An 18,256-nucleotide genomic window follows, 5' to 3' on the forward strand; every position below is an offset into this window, starting at 1 on the left:
CGGCCCGGTCAGCGGGGCTAGGCTTGGCACATGCAGGTGAACTCTGAGCCAACTGCCCGGGAATCCCCTCCCCGCACCGCTCCTCCGGTGCCGGAAGGCGCGAAACCGCGGCCCGCCGTCGTCGGCCATCAACTCAGCGCGGGAGACGCCGAAAAGGCGGCAGCGCTGCGGAAGATGAAGATGCTGGCCCTGGGCCTGCTCATCGCCATGGCCGTGGTTTTCGTGTTCGCGTTTGCGCTGCAGGAGGAATATCCGTGGCTGCAGTACGTACGCGCCGCCGCGGAAGGCGGCATGGTGGGTGCGCTGGCTGACTGGTTCGCCGTCACCGCGCTGTTCAAGTACCCCGTGGGCATCAAGATTCCGCACACCGCCATCATTCCGCGCCGAAAGGACCAGATCGGCGCGTCCCTGGGCGAGTTCGTGGAGACCAACTTCCTCTCCGAGCAGGTGGTCCAGGACAAGCTGGCCAGCGTGAACATCGCCCGCCGCGCCGGTGAATGGCTCTCCGCACCCGGCGGCGCGGACCGGGTGGCCAAGGAAGGTGCGGCGGTCATCCGGGGCGCCTTCAAGGTCCTGAACGACGACGACGTCCAGGCGGTCATCGAGGGCATGGTCCGCAAGCACCTGCTGACCCCGCCGTGGGGACCGCCGGTGGGCAGGCTCGCGGAGCGGATCTTCCACGACGGGCACCACCACACCCTGGTGGACCTGCTGGTGGACCGTGCCGCCGACTGGGTGGACGAGAACCACGAGACTGTCTCGCGGCTGGTTTCCGACCGCTCCCCCACCTGGGTACCCCAGTTCGTCGATGGCCTGGTGGGCGACAAGGTCTACGTTGAAATCCTCAAATTCGCCCGTGCCGTGCAGTCCGACCCCAACCACCAGGTGCGGCAACAGATCGACAAGTACCTCAACGACCTGGCGCAGGACCTGCAGCACGACCCCAGGATGATTGCGCGCGCCGAGGACGTCAAGGCCCAGGTCCTGGGCGATCCCGAGGTCCGGGAGCTGGCCTCGCGGACGTGGGGCACCGTCAAGAACGCCCTGCTCGGAGCCGTGGACGATCCGGACAGCGAACTGACGGTCAAGTTCAAGGCCGCGGTCCGCGACTTCGGTTCGCGGCTGGTCAACGATCCCGAACTCGCCGGCAAGGTCAATACCTGGATCGGCGACGCCGCCGGCTACCTGGTAAAGACGTACCGGTCAGATATTGCCGGGGTCATCACGGATACTGTGGGGCGCTGGGATGCGGAAGAGACCTCCCAGAAGATCGAACTCCAGGTGGGCAAGGACCTGCAGTTCATCCGGATCAACGGCACCGTGGTGGGATCGCTGGCCGGGCTGCTGATCTTCACGGTGGCGCACCTGATCTTCGGCTGAGCTCCGGCCACCGGTGTGCACCCGGGCTGGGTCAGGCGAAGGACTCCAGGCTGACGCCCGCGGCTTCCAGGCCTGCCCGGACACCGGCCGCCATTTCCACGGCGCCGGGGGTGTCTCCGTGGATGCACAAAGAGTCGGGCCGGACCTGGACCACGGTGCCGTCCGTGGCCACGACTTCGCCCTTTGTGGCCAGCCGGACGGCCCGCTCAACGATCGCGTCGACATCGTGCAGCACGGCGCCCTCCTCGGACCGCGGCACCAGCGTTCCATCAGCCCGGTAGGCGCGGTCCACGAAAGCTTCGACGAACACCGGGTGCCCGGCTTCCTGCGCCTGCTTGAGCAGCTCGGAACCGGGGAGGCCCAGGATCGGCAGCCCGGGGTCGTAGGCGTTGACGGCCGCCACCACGGCGGAGGCCTGCTCGGCGTCGTGCACCAAACGGTTGTAGAGCGCCCCGTGCGGCTTCACGTAGTCCACCGACGCACCTACGGCGTGGGCCACGCCGTCGAGCGCGCCCAGCTGGTACAGAACGTCGCCGAAGAGCTCATCAAAACTCGTGTCCAGGGACCGCCGGCCGAAGCCCGCCAGGTCCCGGTAGCCAACGTGCGCGCCGACGGTGACGTCCAGTTCGTAGGCCGCGCGGCAGCTGTCCAGCATGGTGACGGGATCTCCGGCATGGAAGCCGCAGGCCACGTTGGCGCTGGTGACCAGCTGGAACATCCGGGCGTCATCGCCCATGGTCCACGAGCCGAATGATTCGCCGAGGTCAGCGTTGAGATCCAAAAGTGTTGCCTTCCAGCTGGTTGTCCGTGGCCCCGGCTGCCGTGAGCTCGCCGGGCAGGCTGTCCGGCATGGGTCCAAACGCCTCCTTGGCGTTGGCCACCACCGCACGGCCCATCACGAGGTTACCGGCTCCGCCCACCACGGCGCCGATCCCGAACGGGAGGGCCCGGCCCAGGAGCGCGGTTCCCTGGCGTTTGAGGAGGTTCTTGAGGAAGGCCCTCTGGATGCGGTTGCGGATGGTGCTGAAGCCCGGCATCGGCATCGACTTGGAGAGCACGCTGCCCCACTGCTTGGTGGCTCCCGCGCCGTTGCCGGCCATTTGTCCGCTGAGGGTGCCCAGCAGAGCGGTTCCTTCCTCTCCCAGCATGATGGCCATGACCATGGTGCTGGCCTTCTCCGGGTTGGTCAGGCGGATGCCGCGGAGCTCCGCGAGGGAGGTTGCGTACAGGGCGGTTGCCTCAAGGAAGCCCACCGTGGCGGCTGCGGAGAGTCCCAGCGACGCGACGGTCCCCACACCGGGCACGACGGCGGTGGCCCCCACGATTGCGCCGCCGCCGGTGACGGCGCGGAGGTAGTCGCGCTCAAGGAAGCCGGCCAGCTGGGCTGCCGTGGCACGGGGGTGCTTCTTCTGCAGCCGGCGGATGTAGGCCAGCACCAGCGGGCGCTGGATCTCCACGGCTTTCAGGAGCATGTTGTGGACGCCGGGCTTGGGCTTGCCGTCCTTGTCAAAGACTGCATTGTGGGCAGTTTCCTGGGCGATCCGTACTGCTGGGTTGCTGCGCTTAGCCATGGTCACCTTCGTTTCACGTCGAGCTGCAGCGGGTGGCTGCCGTGCTTCTCCATCCTAGATGCAGAAACACTAAGCATGCTGAACTTTGACCCCGGCGCCCCTGCACCCTCCTGCTGCAGACAGCACTGCGGCGGGACCCGGTGTGGGTCCCGCCGCAGCGTTGCAGTCAGGAGCTTATTCGCTTATCCGCAACCTGATGGCCTGGATTTGCGAAGAAGCCTAGGAGCGGGAGCCCCTGGATGCTTCCTCCTGGGCGGACCTTTCGCGGTCCTGCCCGCCGGCCGCCGCTTGTTCGTCGGCGCGCAGCTCGGCCCGGAAGACCTCGAAGCGGGCAAGGTGGGCGGGCCGGCGGCGGAGGATGGCCCAGGCAACGCCAAGCACGAGGAACCAGATGGGGGTCACCAGCAGGGCTGCAAGGGTGTCCGGCTGGGTGGTCAGGGCCCAGAGGACGAACGCGAAGAACGCGTAGACCACCCACACAACGGGGATGCCGCCAGGCATCTTGAACTTCGATGCCTCGTGCAGGTGCGGGCGGCGCTTGCGGAAGGCAATGTAGCTGGCCAGGATGACCGACCAGACGAAGATGAAGCACACGGCGGAGACGGTGGTCACCATCTCGAAGGCCTTGCCAACGTCCTGGCCGGCGTACATGAGCACGACGCCGGAGAGCAGGAGTACGCAGGAAAGGAACAGCGCGTTGCTGGGCACCTTCCTTGAGGACAGGCGGCTGAAGATGCCCGGGGCGTCGCCCTCCTGCGCGAGGCCGAACACCATGCGCGAGGTGGAGTAGATGCCGGAGTTGGCCGAGGACATGGCAGAGGTGAGGACCACCAGGTTGACCACGGTGGCTGCAGCGCCCAGCCCGGCGAGCGAGAACATGCCGATGAAGGGGCTGTGGCCGGCCGCGAACTGGGTCCACGGGGTGACGGCCATGAGGATGATCAGGGCGCCCACGTAGAAGAGCAGTACGCGCACGGGAATGGCGTTGATGGCCTTGGGAAGCGTCCGCTCCGGGTTCTTGGCTTCGGCTGCGGTGGTGCCCACCAGTTCGATGCCGACGAAGGCGAACACGGCGATCTGGAAGCCGGCCACGAAGCCCATGAACTCATTGGGGAAGAATCCGCCGTGGCTCCAGAGGTTGGTGAAGCTGGCGGTTCCGGCGTCGCTCTGGAAGCCGGTGAAGATCATGAAGAGGCCCACAATGATCAGCGCCGCGATGGCAATGATCTTGATGAGGGCGAACCAGAACTCGGTTTCGCCGAAGGCTTTGACCGTGGCGAGGTTCAGCAGCAGCAGGATGGCCACGGTGGCAAGGCCCGGGATCCAGAGCGGCAGTCCGGGCCAGAGTTCCTTGGAGTAGCCTGCGATGGCGATGACGTCTGCGATGCCGGTGATCACCCAGCAGAACCAGTACGTCCAGCCGGTGAAGAACCCCGCCCACGGCCCCAGGAGGTCGGCTGCGAAGTCGCTGAAGGATTTGTAGTTCAGGTTGCTCAGGAGCAGTTCGCCCATGGCACGCATGACGAAGAAGAGCATGAACCCGATGATCATGTACACGAAGATCACGGACGGGCCGGCCGCGGAGATGGTCTTGCCGGAGCCCATGAAGAGGCCGGTGCCGATGGCACCGCCGATTGCTATGAGCTGGATGTGCCTGTTGGTGAGCTGCCGCTCCAGGTGGGGAGGCTCGCTGCGGGCGGCGCTGCCCGCAGGAGGGATGTTGCGGGGTGGCTCGCCGTTGGACGTGGGGGGATGAATCGCCATGGGGAACTCCATCGATAAAGCGGCATTTTGGGTGCCGCAGAAGTTGGGTTCCTCCCCACTCTGTAGTGAACCTGAGAGTTTCCGCAGCCCAAGCCGCTTGCACCGCCGGTGAGCCGGAACGGGTCCGGCTGCTTTCCAGAGTTGCCTGTCCGCGGCGGTACATGGGCCTGAGAGTTTCCTGGGGAGGGTTTGCTCCTACGGCGCCTGCTAAATGTACCCGGCAGGACTCTCCCGCCGCAGGTCGAAGGCATGTTCAATTAGGTATGCTCAGCGGCCGCACCCTTCCGGGGCAACGCTGGCCCGGGCTGCTCCGATGAGCTGAGCCAGCCGGACAGGGTGCTGATCACCGGACCCAGTGTGGTGCGGGTCACGATCGGATGTCAAACCCCTTTTTCCGCCGCCGCAACAAAGCGGCTGCCGCCCATCGCGTGACAGTCGGATTTGTTTTCCTTTCAACCAACCTGTACGGTGTGAGGCGAATCACCCACAGTTGAATAGCCTTTCGAGCTGTGACGGGAGAGTCCTCCCGGCACCACCGGGCAGGCGCCGTAGGAGCAAATCCTCCCCAGGAATCTCTCAGGCCCATGTACCGTCACGGCGAGGCAACTCTGGAAAGTAACCCGGCTCCGGCCAGGTTCACCGACGGTGCAAGCGAACCCGCCACGCAGGGTTCCGCGGAATCTCTCAGGTCCAATACAGAGCGGGGAGGAACCCATCCCACGCCGTGCCACCCTGGCCGGCCAGACCTGGAGTTCCTCATGACGATTCAATCCCTTCCAACCTCGTTCGTTGACCGCCATATCGGTGCACGCCGGCAGGCTGACGTCGACACCATGCTCAAGGCTGTGGGCTACGACAGCGTTGACGGCCTGGTGGACGTGGCTGTTCCGGCATCGATCCGCCAGGAAACGGCGCTGAAGCTGCAGGACGCCCTCAGCGAGGTTGAGGTCCTGACCGAGCTGCGCCGGCTGGCTGGCAAGAACAAGACCGCCGTGCAGATGATCGGCCAGGGCTACTACGACACCATCACGCCGGCCGTGATCCGCCGCAACATCCTCGAAGCGCCCGCTTGGTACACCGCGTACACCCCGTACCAGCCCGAGATCTCGCAGGGCCGGCTGGAGGCGCTGCTGAACTTCCAGACCATGGTCCAGGACCTCACCGCCCTTCCCGTGGCCAATGCATCACTCCTCGATGAAGCCACTGCCGTGGCCGAGGCTGTGCTGCTGATGCGCCGGGCGAACAAAAATAAGGACGCCAAGGACGGTAAGACCGTCCTTGATGCCGACTGCCTCCCGCAGACCATCGCCATCGTGCTGGGCCGCGCCGAAGCGCTCGGCTTCGAGGTGGAGGTTGCTGACCTCTCCAAGGGCCTGCCTGAAGGTGACATCAACGGCATCGTGCTCCAGCAGCCGGGCGTGTCCGGCCGGGTGTGGGACCAGAGCATGGTTATCGCCGAGGCAAAGGAGCGCGGTGCGCTGGTCACTGTTGCCGCTGACCTGCTCGCGCTGACGCTGATCACCCCTCCGGGCGAGCAGGGCGCAGACATCGCCGTCGGCTCCACCCAGCGCTTTGGTGTGCCGCTGTTCTTCGGCGGTCCGCACGCGGCTTACATGGCTGTGCAGAAGGGCATGGAACGCACCCTCCCCGGCAGGATCGTGGGTGTCTCCAAGGACAACGCGGGCGCTCCCGCCTACCGCCTGGCCCTGCAGACCCGCGAGCAGCACATCCGCCGTGAGAAGGCCACGTCCAACATCTGCACCGCCCAGGCGCTGCTGGCCATCGTGTCCTCCTTCTACGCCGTCTACCACGGCCCGGACGGACTGAAGGCCATCGCAGAAACCGCCCACCACAACGCCAGGATCCTGGCCACGGCCCTCACCGCCATGGGCCGCGAACTGGTCACCGACTCCTTCTTCGACACCCTCACCGTGCGCGTGCCGGGCAAGGCCGCCAAGGTCATCAACGCCGCCGAGGCGCGCGGCATCAACCTCCGCTTCGTCGACGCGGACACGGTGGGCGTTTCCATCGATGAGACCACGACGGCGGCAACGCTGTCCGCAGTGGCCGTCGCCTTTGGTGCCGGCCCGGTAGGCGACGCCCAGGGTTTCGAGCTGCCCGACTCCGTGCTGCGCACCTCCGGATACCTGGGGCACCCGGTGTTCAACACGCACCGGTCAGAAACGCAGCTGTTGCGTTACATCCGCCGCCTGTCCGACCGGGACCTGGCCCTGGACCGGACCATGATCCCGCTGGGTTCCTGCACCATGAAGCTGAATGCCACCGCCGAGATGGAAGCGATTTCCTGGCCGGAGTTCGCCTCCATCCACCCGTTCGCTCCGGATTCCCAGACCGAGGGCTGGCGTGAGCTGATCACCGGGCTCGAGGCTGACCTGACCGAGATCACCGGGTACGACCAGGTGTCCATCCAGCCCAACGCCGGTTCCCAGGGCGAACTCGCCGGCCTGCTGGCGATCCGGGGCTACCACCACTCCCGGGGTGATCAGCAGCGCAACGTGTGCCTGATCCCCGCCTCGGCGCACGGCACCAACGCCGCCTCCGCCGTCCTGGCCGGCATGAAGGTGGTTGTTGTCGCTACCGCCCCGGACGGCACGATCGACCACGCCGACCTGTCCGCCAAGATCGAGGCGAACCGGGACGCCCTGTCCTGCATCATGATCACCTACCCGTCCACCCACGGCGTCTACGACGGCGACGTCACCGAAGTCTGCGACGCGGTCCACGCTGCAGGCGGACAGGTGTACGTGGACGGCGCGAACCTCAACGCCCTCGTGGGCCTGGCGCAGCCGGGCAAGTTCGGCGGCGACGTGTCCCACCTGAACCTGCACAAGACGTTCTGCATCCCGCACGGCGGCGGCGGGCCCGGCGTCGGACCGGTCGCTGCGAAGGCGCACCTGGCCCCGTTTATGCCCGGCGATGCGAATAAAGCCGCGCATGAGGAGGGCCACGGCGTGGCGATTTCCGCGTCCCGGTTCGGCTCTGCCGGTGTGCTGCCGATCTCCTGGGCGTACGTGAAGCTGATGGGCGGTACGGGCCTGACCGAGGCCACCAAGTCCGCGCTGCTGGCCGCGAACTACGTCGCAGCCCGGTTGAACGAGTTCTACCCGGTGCTCTACACGGGTGAGGGCGGGCTCGTGGCGCACGAGTGCATCCTGGACCTGCGCGAACTCACCGCCCGCACCGGCGTCACGGCCGAGGACGTGGCCAAGCGCCTGATCGACTTCGGCTTCCACGCCCCCACCCTGGCCTTCCCGGTGGCCGGGACCCTGATGGTCGAGCCCACCGAGTCCGAGGACATCGCCGAGATCGACCGCTTCATCGACGCCATGATCACCATCCACGCCGAGATCGAGCAGGTAGCAGCCGGCGACTTCTCCCTGGAGGCATCGCCGGTGCGCAACGCACCGCACACGGCGTCCGCCGTCGTCAGCTCCGACTGGGACCGCGCCTACCCGCGCGAGCAGGCCGCGTTCCCCGTCGCTTCCCTGCGGCAGGACAAGTACTTCCCGCCCGTGGGACGCATCGACGGCGCAGCCGGCGACCGCAACCTGGTCTGCTCCTGCCCGCCGCTTTCCGACTTCGAGAACTAAGGACTTCCCATGACTGAGAACTACACCGCTCTCTACGAGCAGCACAAGAAGGCCGGCGCCTCCTTCACCGACTTCGGCGGCTGGCAGATGCCCCTCAAGCATGATTCCGAACTCGCCGAACACCACGCCGTGCGCAACGCCGCCGGGCTGTTCGACCTCTCCCACATGGGTGAAGTCTGGGTCACCGGCCCGGACGCCGCAGCGTTCCTGGACTACGCCCTGGCCGGCAAGCTGTCAGCCGTTGCGGTGGGCAAGGCCAAGTACTCGCTGATCTGTGACACCGACGGCGGCATCATCGACGACCTGATCACGTACCGACTCCCCGCGGCTGCGGACGGAACAGCCAAGTACCTGGTGGTCCCGAACGCAGGCAACGCCAAGGTAGTAGCCGGGGCTCTGCAGGAACGCGCCGCCGGCTTCGACGTCACCGTGCAGGACGCTTCAGCCGAGACTTCCCTGATCGCCGTCCAGGGTCCCGCCGCCGAGCCCATCCTGCTGGCGCTTGTCCCGGCCAGCCAGCACTCCCTGGTCACGGAGCTTAAGTACTACGCCGCCGTCGAGGTGGGCATCACGGTCAACGGCGCCGTCCGGGACCTGCTGGTGGCCCGCACCGGTTACACCGGCGAAGACGGCTTCGAGATCTATGTCGGCAACCTGGAGGCAGCCGCCCTGTGGGAGGCCCTGCTCGCGGCCGGCGAAGGTTCCGGCCTCATCCCGGCAGGCCTCGCCGCCCGGGACTCGCTCCGCCTCGAAGCCGGCATGCCCCTCTACGGCAACGAACTCTCCCGCCGCGTCAACGCCTACGCCGCCGGGCTGGGACCGGTCGTGTCCCTGGCAAAGGAAAGCGACTTCGTGGGCAAGGAGGCCCTGGCAGCCATCAAGGCCGCCGGCGTCGGATCCACCGTGGGCCAGAAGCTCGTGGGCCTCAAGGGCACCGGGCGCCGCGCCGCCCGCGGCCACTACCCGGTCCTCAAGGACGGTTCCCTCATCGGCGAAGTTACCTCCGGCCAGCCCTCCCCCACCCTCGGCTACCCGGTGGCACTGGCTTACGTCGACGTCGAGTTCGCCGAAGCCGGCACCCTCGTCGACGTGGACCTCCGCGGCAAGCCGGAACGCTTCGAAGTAGTGGCACTCCCCTTCTACAAACGCCAAAAGTAGCCCCACTCCGGGACGGACAAGCCCCAGTTTCCACGCGTGCTGCACCCCACCGTCCCCCTAGCCTCGCAAGCTCGGCCAGGGAACCCGGACGGCGTGGGCCCACTTCGTCGCTCTGACGCACGCTTTCGGAAACCGCGGCCAGCCCGCCCTTGGAGGTGGCGGGGCATCCGGAAACGTGCGTCTAAGGAAGCGTCACGTCCGCTCAGCGGGCGTCTACGCGACCAAGCACGTGGAGGATGTCCTGCCAACTCCACTCCCGACCACAACTAAGTTTTCAAACGAACAGGAAAATCATGAGCAAAGTTGCAGCTGAACTGAAGTACTCCGCCGAGCATGAGTGGATTGCTGTTGACGGGTCCGGGCCTGCCGGGATCGGTATCTCGGCCGTCGCCGCCGATGCGCTGGGCGACATCGTGTACGTGGACCTGCCCGAGGTTGGCTCCATCGTGACCGCCGGCGAAACCTGCGGCGAGGTGGAATCCACCAAGTCCGTTTCGGACCTCTACTCCCCCGTCACCGGCGAAGTCACCGAGATCAACGACGGCGTGGTGTCCGATCCCGCCCTCATCAACAGCGACCCGTACGGGGCTGGCTGGCTCTTCAAGGTGTCCGTCACCGAAGAAGGCCCGCTGCTGTCCGCCGCAGAATACGCCGCAGCGAACGGCGGCGAGCTGTGAGCGCGGCTGCCGGCGCGGCTGTCACTGAGACGGTTGCCTTCCGCCAGGTTGAATCCCCCAGCCTGAACGCGGACCTGTCCGTCCTGGACCCGGAGATCGCGGCCAAGATCGACGACGAACTGGGCCGCCAGCGCGACGGCCTGGAAATGATCGCTTCCGAGAACCACACCGCCGCCGCAGTCATGCAGGCGCAGGGCTCGGTGCTGACCAACAAGTACGCCGAAGGCTACCCGGGCAAGCGCTACTACGGTGGCTGCGAACACGTGGACGTCATTGAACAGCTCGCCATCGACCGGCTCAAGGCCCTGTTCGGTGCCGAGTTCGCCAACGTGCAGCCGCACTCCGGTGCACAGGCCAACGCCTCGGTGATGCACGCGCTGATCAAGCCCGGCGACACCATCATGGGCCTGAACCTCGCCCACGGCGGACACCTGACACACGGAATGAAGATCAACTTCTCCGGCAAGCTCTATAACGTGGTGCCCTACCAGGTCCGCGAAGACACCCACACCATCGACATGGCAGAGGTGGAGCGCCTGGCGCTGGAAACGAAGCCGCAGCTGATCGTTGCCGGCTGGTCCGCGTACGCACGCCAGCTGGACTTCGCCGAGTTCCGCCGGATTGCCGACCTTGTGGGCGCCTACCTCATGGTGGACATGGCTCACTTCGCCGGCCTCGTCGCTGCAGGCCTGCACCCCAGCCCGGTGCCTCACGCCCACGTCACCACCTCCACCACGCACAAGACCCTCGCCGGTCCGCGCGGCGGCATCATCCTGTCGAACGACGCCGACATCGCCAAGAAGATCAACTCGGCTGTGTTCCCGGGCCAGCAGGGCGGGCCGCTGGAGCACGTCATCGCCGGCAAGGCCGTGGCATTCAAGATCGCCGCCTCGGCTGAGTTCAAGGAACGGCAGGAGCGCGTCCTCGCCGGCTCCCGCATCCTGGCCGAGCGCCTGGTCCAGCCGGACGTCACCGCCAAGGGCATCAACGTCATCTCCGGCGGCACCGACGTCCACCTGGTCCTCGTTGACCTCCGCAACTGCGAACTCAACGGCCAGCAGGCCGAAGACCGCCTGGCCGCGATTGACATCACCGTCAACCGCAACGCCGTGCCTTTCGACCCGCGCCCGCCGATGGTCACCTCAGGCCTGCGCATCGGCACCCCGGCTTTGGCGACCCGCGGATTCGGCGAAGCCGCCTTCCGCGAGGTTGCGGACATCATCGCCGAGGCACTGACGGCCGACGCCGACGCAGACCTTTCCGGCCTGCGTCACCGCGTCGAAGCACTCGCCGCAGCCCACCCGCTGTACCCCGGCGTCGCAAACCTCGCCTAGGTGCACGGCTCTGGTCACCTTCGGGACCAGCGGACCGGACATTTTCACGCCTGCTGCTCGTTCCTCGCTTTGACGCAGGCTTTCGAAAAGTCCGGCTCCGCCGGCCCTTGTGGGCAGGCTACGGGTGAGCGCCGACAACGTGCGTGTTCATCCCTGTTCTTCGCAAAGGTGCGCAGGGGTCGTTGCCCATCCTGTTGTTCGCTTGGGTGACGGGCCCTAGGGGGGTGAGCCGGATTCCGGAAGCGTGCGTCAGAGCGACGAAGGAGCAGCACGCGGAGGAATCCGGTCACCCACCATCCAACCCAACCACGCACGTTTCTAGTTAGGAATCCCACCATGGCCGTTGGTGTTTTTGATCTGTTTTCTGTTGGTATTGGGCCGTCGTCTTCTCATACGGTGGGGCCGATGCGGGCTGCTGCGGTGTTTGCCGAGGAGTTGAAGGGCAGCGGGGTGCTGGACAGGGTGGCCGGGCTGCGGGTGGATCTGTATGGGTCGTTGGCTGCGACGGGGCATGGGCACGGGACGATGACGGCCATCTTGCTGGGCCTGGAGGGGTTCCACCCCGAAAGGATCCTGCCGGCGGAGGTGGAGGAGCGGTTGGCTGCGATCGCCGAGACCGGGACGCTGCAGCTGGCGGGCGCCGGCGAAGGGGGGTCCGTGGCGTTGCCGTATGGGGTGAAGGACATGGTGTTGCGGCCGTTGACGGTGTTGCCGCGGCACACGAACGGGATGACGTTCACCGTCTCGGACGGCAACGGCGGGGAACTCCACCGTGCCACGTTTTTCTCCGTGGGCGGCGGGTTCATTGTCCGTGAGGGTGAGGAGGACGCCGCGCAGCAGGAACTCGATGAGTCCAAAAAGGAGTTGCCGTTGCCGTTCCGGACCGCTGCGGAGCTCCTGGGGCATTGCGCGGACACCGGGTTGGGGATCAGCGACGTGATGCTGGTCAATGAGAAGTCTTCCCGTTCCGAGGAGGAGATCCGGGCGGGGCTGCTGCATATCTGGTCCGTGATGGAGGAGTGCGTGGCGACGTCGTTGAAGCGTGACGGGGTGCTGCCGGGCGGGTTGAAGGTCCGCCGCCGCGCCCCGGACTGGTTCGACCGGCTGAAAAAGGAATGCGCCCGCCCCGGCGAGGACAGCCAGGACCTGGAGTTCACGGACTGGGACTTCCATGATCCCCGGTACTGGCAGGAGTGGGTGAACCTGGTGGCCCTGGCCGTGAACGAGGAGAACGCCTCCGGCGGGAGGGTGGTTACCGCGCCCACGAACGGGGCGGCCGGGATCATCCCCGCGGTCCTGTATTACGCACTGCATTTCGCCCCGGGCATGGAGGAGGCAACGCAGGAAGACCGCGACGGCGTGGTGGCCAGGTTCCTGCTCGCCGCCGGTGCCGTGGGGGTGCTCTACAAGGAACAGGCGTCCATTTCGGGTGCCGAGGTGGGCTGCCAGGGCGAGGTGGGATCGGCGTCGTCCATGGCGGCGGCGGGACTCGCCGAGGTGATGGGCGGCACCCCGGCGCAGGTGGAGAACGCCGCGGAAATCGCGATGGAACACAACCTGGGCCTGACCTGTGATCCGATCGGCGGGCTGGTGCAGGTTCCGTGCATCGAGCGGAACGCGATCGCCGCGGCGAAGGCCATCAACGCGGCGAAAATGGCGCTCTGGGGCGACGGGACCCACCGGGTCTCCCTCGACGAAGTCATCATCACCATGCGCGAAACCGGCAAGGACATGTCCTCCAAATACAAGGAAACCGCGATGGGCGGCCTCGCCGTCAACGTCGTCGAATGCTGACCCAGGGTTTCGACCGGCTCAACTAACGCCGCCCCGACGGCACACCCAGCACAAACAAAGGAAATCGATCATGACATTGGCACCCGAAGGCCGGAAGTTGCTGCGGATCGAGCAGCGCAACGCGGCTGTCCCGGTGGAACGCAAACCGGAATGGATCAAGGCCAAAGTCCAGATGGGCCCGGAATTCGTCCAGCTCAAGAACCTGGTCAAAAAAGAAGGCCTGCACACCGTCTGCGAAGAAGCCGGCTGCCCCAACATCTTCGAATGCTGGGAAGACAAGGAAGCCACCTTCCTCATCGGCGGCTCCGAATGCACCCGCCGCTGCGACTTCTGCCAGATCGACACTGGCAAACCCTCCCCCGTGGACAGGTTCGAACCCACCAAAGTGGCCCGCTCCGTCCAATCCATGCAACTGCGCTACGCCACCGTCACCGGCGTGGCCCGCGACGACCTCGAAGACGAAGGCGTCTGGCTCTACGCCGAAACCGTCCGCAAAATCCACGAACTGAACCCCGGCACCGGCGTCGAACTCCTCATCCCCGACTTCTCCGGCAACCCCGACCACATCGCCGCGATCTGCGACTCCACACCCGAGGTCTTCGCCCACAACGTCGAAACCGTCCCCCGGATCTTCAAGCGCATCCGCCCCGCATTCCGCTACGAACGCTCCCTCGACGTCATCACCCAGGGCCGGAACCTGGGCATGGTCACCAAATCCAACCTCATCCTCGGCATGGGCGAAACCCGCGAAGAAATCTCCGAAGCCCTCCGCGACCTCCACCAGGCCGGCTGCGACCTGATCACCATCACCCAATACCTCCGCCCCTCCGAACGCCACCTCCCCGTAGACAGGTGGGTCAAACCCCAGGAATTCGTCGACCTCCAGCACGAAGCCGAAGAGATCGGCTTCCTCGGCGTCATGTCCGGCCCCCTGGTCCGCTCCTCCTACCGCGCCGGCCGCCTCTGGGCCACCGCCATGCGCAAAAAAGGCCGCGACATCCCCGCCGAACTCGCCCACATCGCCGACGGCATCCAGGACTCCGGCACCACCCGCCAGGAAGCCAGCACCCTCCTGGCCGGATAGATCCGGCCAGGAAAGTCCGGGCAACATCCGGCGCCGTGCAGGTACCGGCCGGATTCACCACTGGCGGCCGGCCTGATGCTGATTGGGGGGCATCAGGCCAGCCGCCGTCCGGGCTTAAACTGGGGCTTATGCCCGCCCCCAAAGCCTTGCGCCCCTTTATCCACCGCGAGTACCGGGTCCTGATTGCAGCGCTGGCCATCTCCATTTTCGGTTCCGGTATGTGGGCCGTAGCCATGGTCTACCAGGTGATCCACCTTGGCGGCGGTCCCCTGGAACTTTCGCTGGTGGCCGCCGCCGGAAGCGTGGGACTGGTGGCCTTCGTCCTGGCCGGCGGGATCGCGGCGGACAGGGTCCCGCAGCGGCGCCTGATCATCGCCGTGGAGGGCGCCAACCTGGCAGTCATCGCCGCGATCAGCGGCCTGGCAATGGCCGGCTGGCTGCAACTGTGGCATGTGGCGGCGGGGGCTTTCGTGCTGGGTGTTGGCGCGGCCTTCTTCTTCCCTGCCTACTCCGCGATCCTGCCGCGCATCCTTCCGGCTGAGGACCTGCTGGCCGCCAACGGCATGGAGGGGACCATGCGCCCCGTCCTGCAGCAGGCGGCGGGACCCGCGGTGGCCGGCATCCTGGTGGCAGCCCTCTCGCCGTCGCTTGCGGTGACCGGGGTGGCCGCGTGCCACCTTCTGGCCTTCATTGTCCTGAACTTCCTGGGCCAGCATGCCCTGGCCACACCGCCCGCTGAGGCCGGCCACGAGGATGGACAGCGGAAATCGTCCTTCATGCAGGACCTCCGCGAAGGCGTCAGCTACACCATCAGGACCCCATGGCTGCTCTGGACGCTGATCTGGGCCTGCATTTCGGTGCTGTTCCTGATCGGCCCCATCGAGGTCCTGCTGCCATTCCTGGTGCGGGACCAGTTGGGCGGGGATTCGAGCATGTTCGGTTTCCTGCTGGCGGTCATGGGGGTGGGCGCAGCCCTGGGCTCACTGGTGACGGCGTCACTCCGCCTGCCCCGCCGCTACCTGACGGTGATGATGGTGTCCTGGGGCGTGGGCAGCCTGCCGATTGCCGCCGTCGGCCTCATGGACAACTTCTGGCTGATCGCCGCAGCTCTGTTCATCTGGGGCGCCACCGGGAGCGTGGGCATGGTCATCTGGGGCACGCTGCTCCAGCGCCGCGTCCCGCCACACCTGCTGGGCCGCATCTCCAGCCTCGACTTTTTCGTATCCCTGGCGCTGATGCCGGTGTCCATGGCGCTGGCCGGGCCAGCGGCTGAGGTGCTGCCCATCTGGCTGATTTTCCTGGTGGCGGGCGTGGTCTGCCCCATCATGGCCGTCATCGCGTCCGCCGCCGCCGGGATGCCCCGCGACGAACTGGCCCACCCGCTGGACGCGGCACCCGAAGCCGCCGTGTCCTGACTTAGCGGCACATCAGCTGTTGGCGAGGACCACCGGGATGCTCGCCGTCGGCAGTCCGCTGGGAAAGGCTGTGGGTTCCGGTTCCGCGACGGGCTCCAGCTCCACGCTGACGGGATCGGGGCCTACGGCCAGTACCTGGCCCCGCACGTCGACGTCCAGCGGGTCCCCTTCCTGGACGGTGAGGGTGATGGCGCCGGAGGAGAGCCGGACCAGCAGCAGCCGGCCGCTGATCTTGAGGTGGAAAGTCAGCCCGTCCCATTCCTCCGGGAGGCGCGGATCGAAGTACGGCACCGGGCCCTGGTCGCGCAGGCCCGCAAAACCGCACACCAGGGAGCTCCACACCCCGCCGGTGGAGGCAATGTGCACGCCGTCAATGGTGTTGCCGTGGGTGTCGTCCAGGTCGATGAACACCGCGTTGGTGAAGTGCTTCAGGGCCTCCCCGGAGTACCCCACTTCGGCAGCCATGATGCCCTGCACGCATGCAGACAGGGTGGAGTCGCCCGTAGTGATGGGGTCGTAGAAATCGAAGGCCCGCTGTTTCTCACCTGCAGTGAAATCCTGCCATTGCAGGAACATGGCGAGGACGGTGTCAGCCTGCTTGAGCACCTGGTGGCGGTAGATCACCAGCGGGTGGAAATGCAGCAGGAGCGGATACTTGGACCGCGGCGTGGTCCAGTCCCATGGCTCCAGGGTCATGAAGTCGTTGTCCTGGGAGTGGACCTGCATGCGGCTGTCGAACGGCAGGTGCATCAGGTTGGCTGCCGCCGCCCACAGCTGCCGCTCCTCCTGGGCGACGCCCGGGTGGTCCAGCGCTGCGGCAGCCCGCAGGTTAAACCGGGCCATGACGTTGGTGTAGAGGTTGTCATTTACCACGGCGGTGTACTCGTCAGGGCCGGTGACACCGTGAATGTGGAACAGGCCGTCCTTGCCGAAGAAGCCCAGCGAGATCCACATGCGGGCGGTCTCCATCAGCAGCTCAGCTCCCATGCCCTCCCGGAACGCGGAATCGCCGGTGGCCCACAGGTAACGGTTGGTGGCGAACGCTATGGCGGCCGCGATGTGGAACTGAGCGGTGCCCGCGGCGTAGTAGGCGCTGGCTTCAAGGCCGTTAATGGTCCGCCACGGGAACAGGGCGCCGTCCACGCTGAGTTCCTTGGCACGGACCTTGGCCTCGGGCAGCATGGCATGGCGGAACTCCAGGACCTGCCGGGCGCCGTCCGGGTTCGTATACGTCAGGTACGGCAGCAGGTACACCTCCTGGTCCCAGAAATAGTGGCCCTCGTAGCCGGATCCGGTGACGCCCTTGGCCGGGATGCCCGCCACGTTGGCACGCGCCGTGGCCTGGGCCAGCTGGAACAGGTTCCAGCGGATGGCCTGCTGCAGCTCCGGCTCGCCGCCGTCCACCACGATGTCCGAGGTCGCCCAATAGCCCCGGTAGTGCGCCTCGCTTTCGGCGAAGACGTCCGCGACGGGGCGCAGGCCCGCTTCGGCCAAGGCGGCGGCGTCGACGCTTTCGTCCTGCACGGTCCGGCCGGCGGCGTAGCTGACGCTTTTCTCCAGCCGGAAGGGTTCGCCGGCGCTGACGGCCAGAACGTAGCGGACGCTGCTGTCATCCTGGTCCACCAGGGTTTCGAAAGGCTGGTGGCCGGCGGAGGTCCAGTGGTCCACGGCCAGTCCTACACGCTGCTTGGATTCTGCGGCTTCCCAGGAGAGCCGCAGTGATCCGTCGCCGCCATCCAGCCGCAGCGGCAGCAGGACCCGTCCGGCGTGGCGGCCGGCGCGGCGCGGATCGTGGGCGGAGTGGTCCTCTACCGGCTGGTCCTGCCGGTTGAGCACCGACGAGGTGACGTCGAGCGAAATATCGCGGTCCGCCGAAACTTCGAGGGAAAGGCCCAGGCTGCCCCGGGATTCGTACCCCACCGCACGGCGTTCGGTGGTGGTGACCACGGATCCGGACCGGCACTGCCAAGTGATGCGGCACTCGTAGATGCCGGTGGAGAAGTCAACGCTCCGCCGGTAGTCCAGTACCTCCGATTCGGCAAGGCCCAGGGACTCCCCGTCCACTACCACGGTGAAGTTGTTGGCGTCCGGGATGTACAGGATGCGCTGGCCGGTCCGCGCGAATCCGAAGGCGTTCTCGGCGTGCTTAATGTCCCAGGTTTCGTGCAGCCCGTTGATGAAGCTGCCGGGAAGTTCGGCATCCGCCGCTGCCCAATGGGCGCCACGGACTCCGAGGTGGCCGTTGCCCAGGGAAAAGAGCGTTTCAAGCGTCCCTGCGTTTCCAGGCTCGTGGCGGGTTTCCACCAGTTGCCAGGGAGTGTTGGGGAACCGTTCGCGGTCCGCAGAGATGAGAGCCATGGTGTTGGGTCCTTTAGGCATGCTGTGCACCGGCGCAGGTCCGGCATAGGGGATTCGAAGAGAAAGCTTGCCCGGATGGGTGCTGCCCGGGGGTGGCAGCGGGTCTCCGG

The 18,256-nt window shown here is 66.5% G+C and carries 12 protein-coding genes and 2 riboswitches; of the genes, 8 read left to right on the forward strand and 4 right to left on the reverse strand.

Features of this window, described 5'->3' with window-relative positions; translation table 11 throughout:
- Window positions 1–30: 30 nt before the first annotated feature.
- The gene (locus QE394_RS07060; protein WP_349034133.1) at window positions 31–1,380 is read left to right on the forward strand and encodes a DUF445 domain-containing protein; all 1,350 of its coding nucleotides are present in this window, start codon (window positions 31–33) and stop codon (window positions 1,378–1,380) included.
- 31 nt (window positions 1,381–1,411) lie between these two features.
- Here QE394_RS07060 and QE394_RS07065 read toward each other — a convergent pair whose 3' ends face one another.
- The 3 genes from QE394_RS07065 to cycA all read right to left on the reverse strand — a co-directional run bounded on the left by QE394_RS07065 (window position 1,412) and on the right by cycA (window position 4,715).
- Window positions 1,412–2,161, reverse strand: a complete 750-nt coding sequence (locus QE394_RS07065; protein ID WP_045732844.1) for a 5-oxoprolinase subunit PxpA — start codon at window positions 2,159–2,161, stop codon at window positions 1,412–1,414.
- The gene (locus QE394_RS07070; RefSeq protein WP_349034134.1) at window positions 2,145–2,951 is read right to left on the reverse strand and encodes a hypothetical protein; all 807 of its coding nucleotides are present in this window, start codon (window positions 2,949–2,951) and stop codon (window positions 2,145–2,147) included. Before QE394_RS07070 ends, QE394_RS07065 begins: the two co-directional genes overlap by 17 nt.
- 219 nt (window positions 2,952–3,170) lie before the next feature.
- Complete coding sequence (gene cycA / locus QE394_RS07075) at window positions 3,171–4,715, reverse strand: D-serine/D-alanine/glycine transporter (RefSeq protein WP_235501508.1); 1,545 nt, start codon at window positions 4,713–4,715, stop codon at window positions 3,171–3,173.
- A 145-nt stretch (window positions 4,716–4,860) separates the two neighbouring features.
- A riboswitch (glycine riboswitch) is annotated at window positions 4,861–4,959 on the reverse strand.
- 259 nt (window positions 4,960–5,218) lie between these two features.
- A riboswitch (glycine riboswitch) is annotated at window positions 5,219–5,317 on the forward strand.
- Between the two features lie 156 nt (window positions 5,318–5,473).
- On the opposite strand from cycA, the gene gcvP reads away from it, so the two are divergent.
- The 7 genes from gcvP to QE394_RS07110 all read left to right on the forward strand — a co-directional run bounded on the left by gcvP (window position 5,474) and on the right by QE394_RS07110 (window position 15,788).
- Entirely contained in the window at window positions 5,474–8,326 is a 2,853-nt protein-coding gene (gene gcvP, locus QE394_RS07080) for an aminomethyl-transferring glycine dehydrogenase (protein ID WP_349034135.1), read from the forward strand.
- Window positions 8,327–8,335: 9 nt separating this feature from the next.
- Window positions 8,336–9,484, forward strand: coding sequence for a glycine cleavage system aminomethyltransferase GcvT (gene gcvT / locus QE394_RS07085; protein WP_349034136.1), 1,149 nt, complete (start codon window positions 8,336–8,338; stop codon window positions 9,482–9,484).
- 293 nt (window positions 9,485–9,777) lie between these two features.
- Window positions 9,778–10,161 carry a glycine cleavage system protein GcvH gene (gene gcvH, locus QE394_RS07090; protein WP_056080113.1) on the forward strand — a complete coding sequence of 128 codons (384 nt, stop codon included), beginning with the start codon at window positions 9,778–9,780 and terminating at the stop codon, window positions 10,159–10,161.
- The gene (glyA, locus tag QE394_RS07095; protein ID WP_056080117.1) at window positions 10,158–11,495 is read left to right on the forward strand and encodes a serine hydroxymethyltransferase; all 1,338 of its coding nucleotides are present in this window, start codon (window positions 10,158–10,160) and stop codon (window positions 11,493–11,495) included. Before gcvH ends, glyA begins: the two co-directional genes overlap by 4 nt.
- Window positions 11,496–11,831: 336 nt before the next feature.
- The gene (locus QE394_RS07100) at window positions 11,832–13,289 is read left to right on the forward strand and encodes an L-serine ammonia-lyase (protein ID WP_349034137.1); all 1,458 of its coding nucleotides are present in this window, start codon (window positions 11,832–11,834) and stop codon (window positions 13,287–13,289) included.
- A gap of 70 nt (window positions 13,290–13,359) precedes the next feature.
- Window positions 13,360–14,373, forward strand: a complete 1,014-nt coding sequence (gene lipA / locus QE394_RS07105; protein ID WP_349034138.1) for a lipoyl synthase — start codon at window positions 13,360–13,362, stop codon at window positions 14,371–14,373.
- 128 nt (window positions 14,374–14,501) lie between these two features.
- A complete protein-coding gene (locus QE394_RS07110; protein WP_349034139.1) occupies window positions 14,502–15,788 on the forward strand; it encodes an MFS transporter in 1,287 nt (428 codons plus the stop codon).
- A gap of 12 nt (window positions 15,789–15,800) precedes the next feature.
- Here QE394_RS07110 and QE394_RS07115 read toward each other — a convergent pair whose 3' ends face one another.
- A complete protein-coding gene (locus QE394_RS07115) occupies window positions 15,801–18,146 on the reverse strand; it encodes a glycosyl hydrolase family 65 protein (RefSeq protein WP_261621176.1) in 2,346 nt (781 codons plus the stop codon).
- Between the last annotated feature and the right edge of the window lie 110 nt (window positions 18,147–18,256).

Source organism: Pseudarthrobacter sp. SORGH_AS 212, from assembly GCF_030818145.1.
Lineage (GTDB): Bacteria > Actinomycetota > Actinomycetes > Actinomycetales > Micrococcaceae > Arthrobacter.

What these genes read in the sequence shown, in the direction of transcription:
- gcvP (WP_349034135.1), top strand. Translation starts at nt 5,474, where the DNA reads ATGACGATTCAATCCCTTCCAACCTCGTTCGTTGACCGCCATATCGGT.
- QE394_RS07100 (WP_349034137.1), top strand. Translation starts at nt 11,832, where the DNA reads ATGGCCGTTGGTGTTTTTGATCTGTTTTCTGTTGGTATTGGGCCGTCG.
- QE394_RS07115 (WP_261621176.1), bottom strand. Translation starts at nt 18,146, where the DNA reads ATGGCTCTCATCTCTGCGGACCGCGAACGGTTCCCCAACACTCCCTGG.
- gcvT (WP_349034136.1), top strand. Translation starts at nt 8,336, where the DNA reads ATGACTGAGAACTACACCGCTCTCTACGAGCAGCACAAGAAGGCCGGC.
- QE394_RS07070 (WP_349034134.1), bottom strand. Translation starts at nt 2,951, where the DNA reads ATGGCTAAGCGCAGCAACCCAGCAGTACGGATCGCCCAGGAAACTGCC.
- QE394_RS07110 (WP_349034139.1), top strand. Translation starts at nt 14,502, where the DNA reads ATGCCCGCCCCCAAAGCCTTGCGCCCCTTTATCCACCGCGAGTACCGG.
- gcvH (WP_056080113.1), top strand. Translation starts at nt 9,778, where the DNA reads ATGAGCAAAGTTGCAGCTGAACTGAAGTACTCCGCCGAGCATGAGTGG.
- lipA (WP_349034138.1), top strand. Translation starts at nt 13,360, where the DNA reads ATGACATTGGCACCCGAAGGCCGGAAGTTGCTGCGGATCGAGCAGCGC.
- cycA (WP_235501508.1), bottom strand. Translation starts at nt 4,715, where the DNA reads ATGGCGATTCATCCCCCCACGTCCAACGGCGAGCCACCCCGCAACATC.
- QE394_RS07060 (WP_349034133.1), top strand. Translation starts at nt 31, where the DNA reads ATGCAGGTGAACTCTGAGCCAACTGCCCGGGAATCCCCTCCCCGCACC.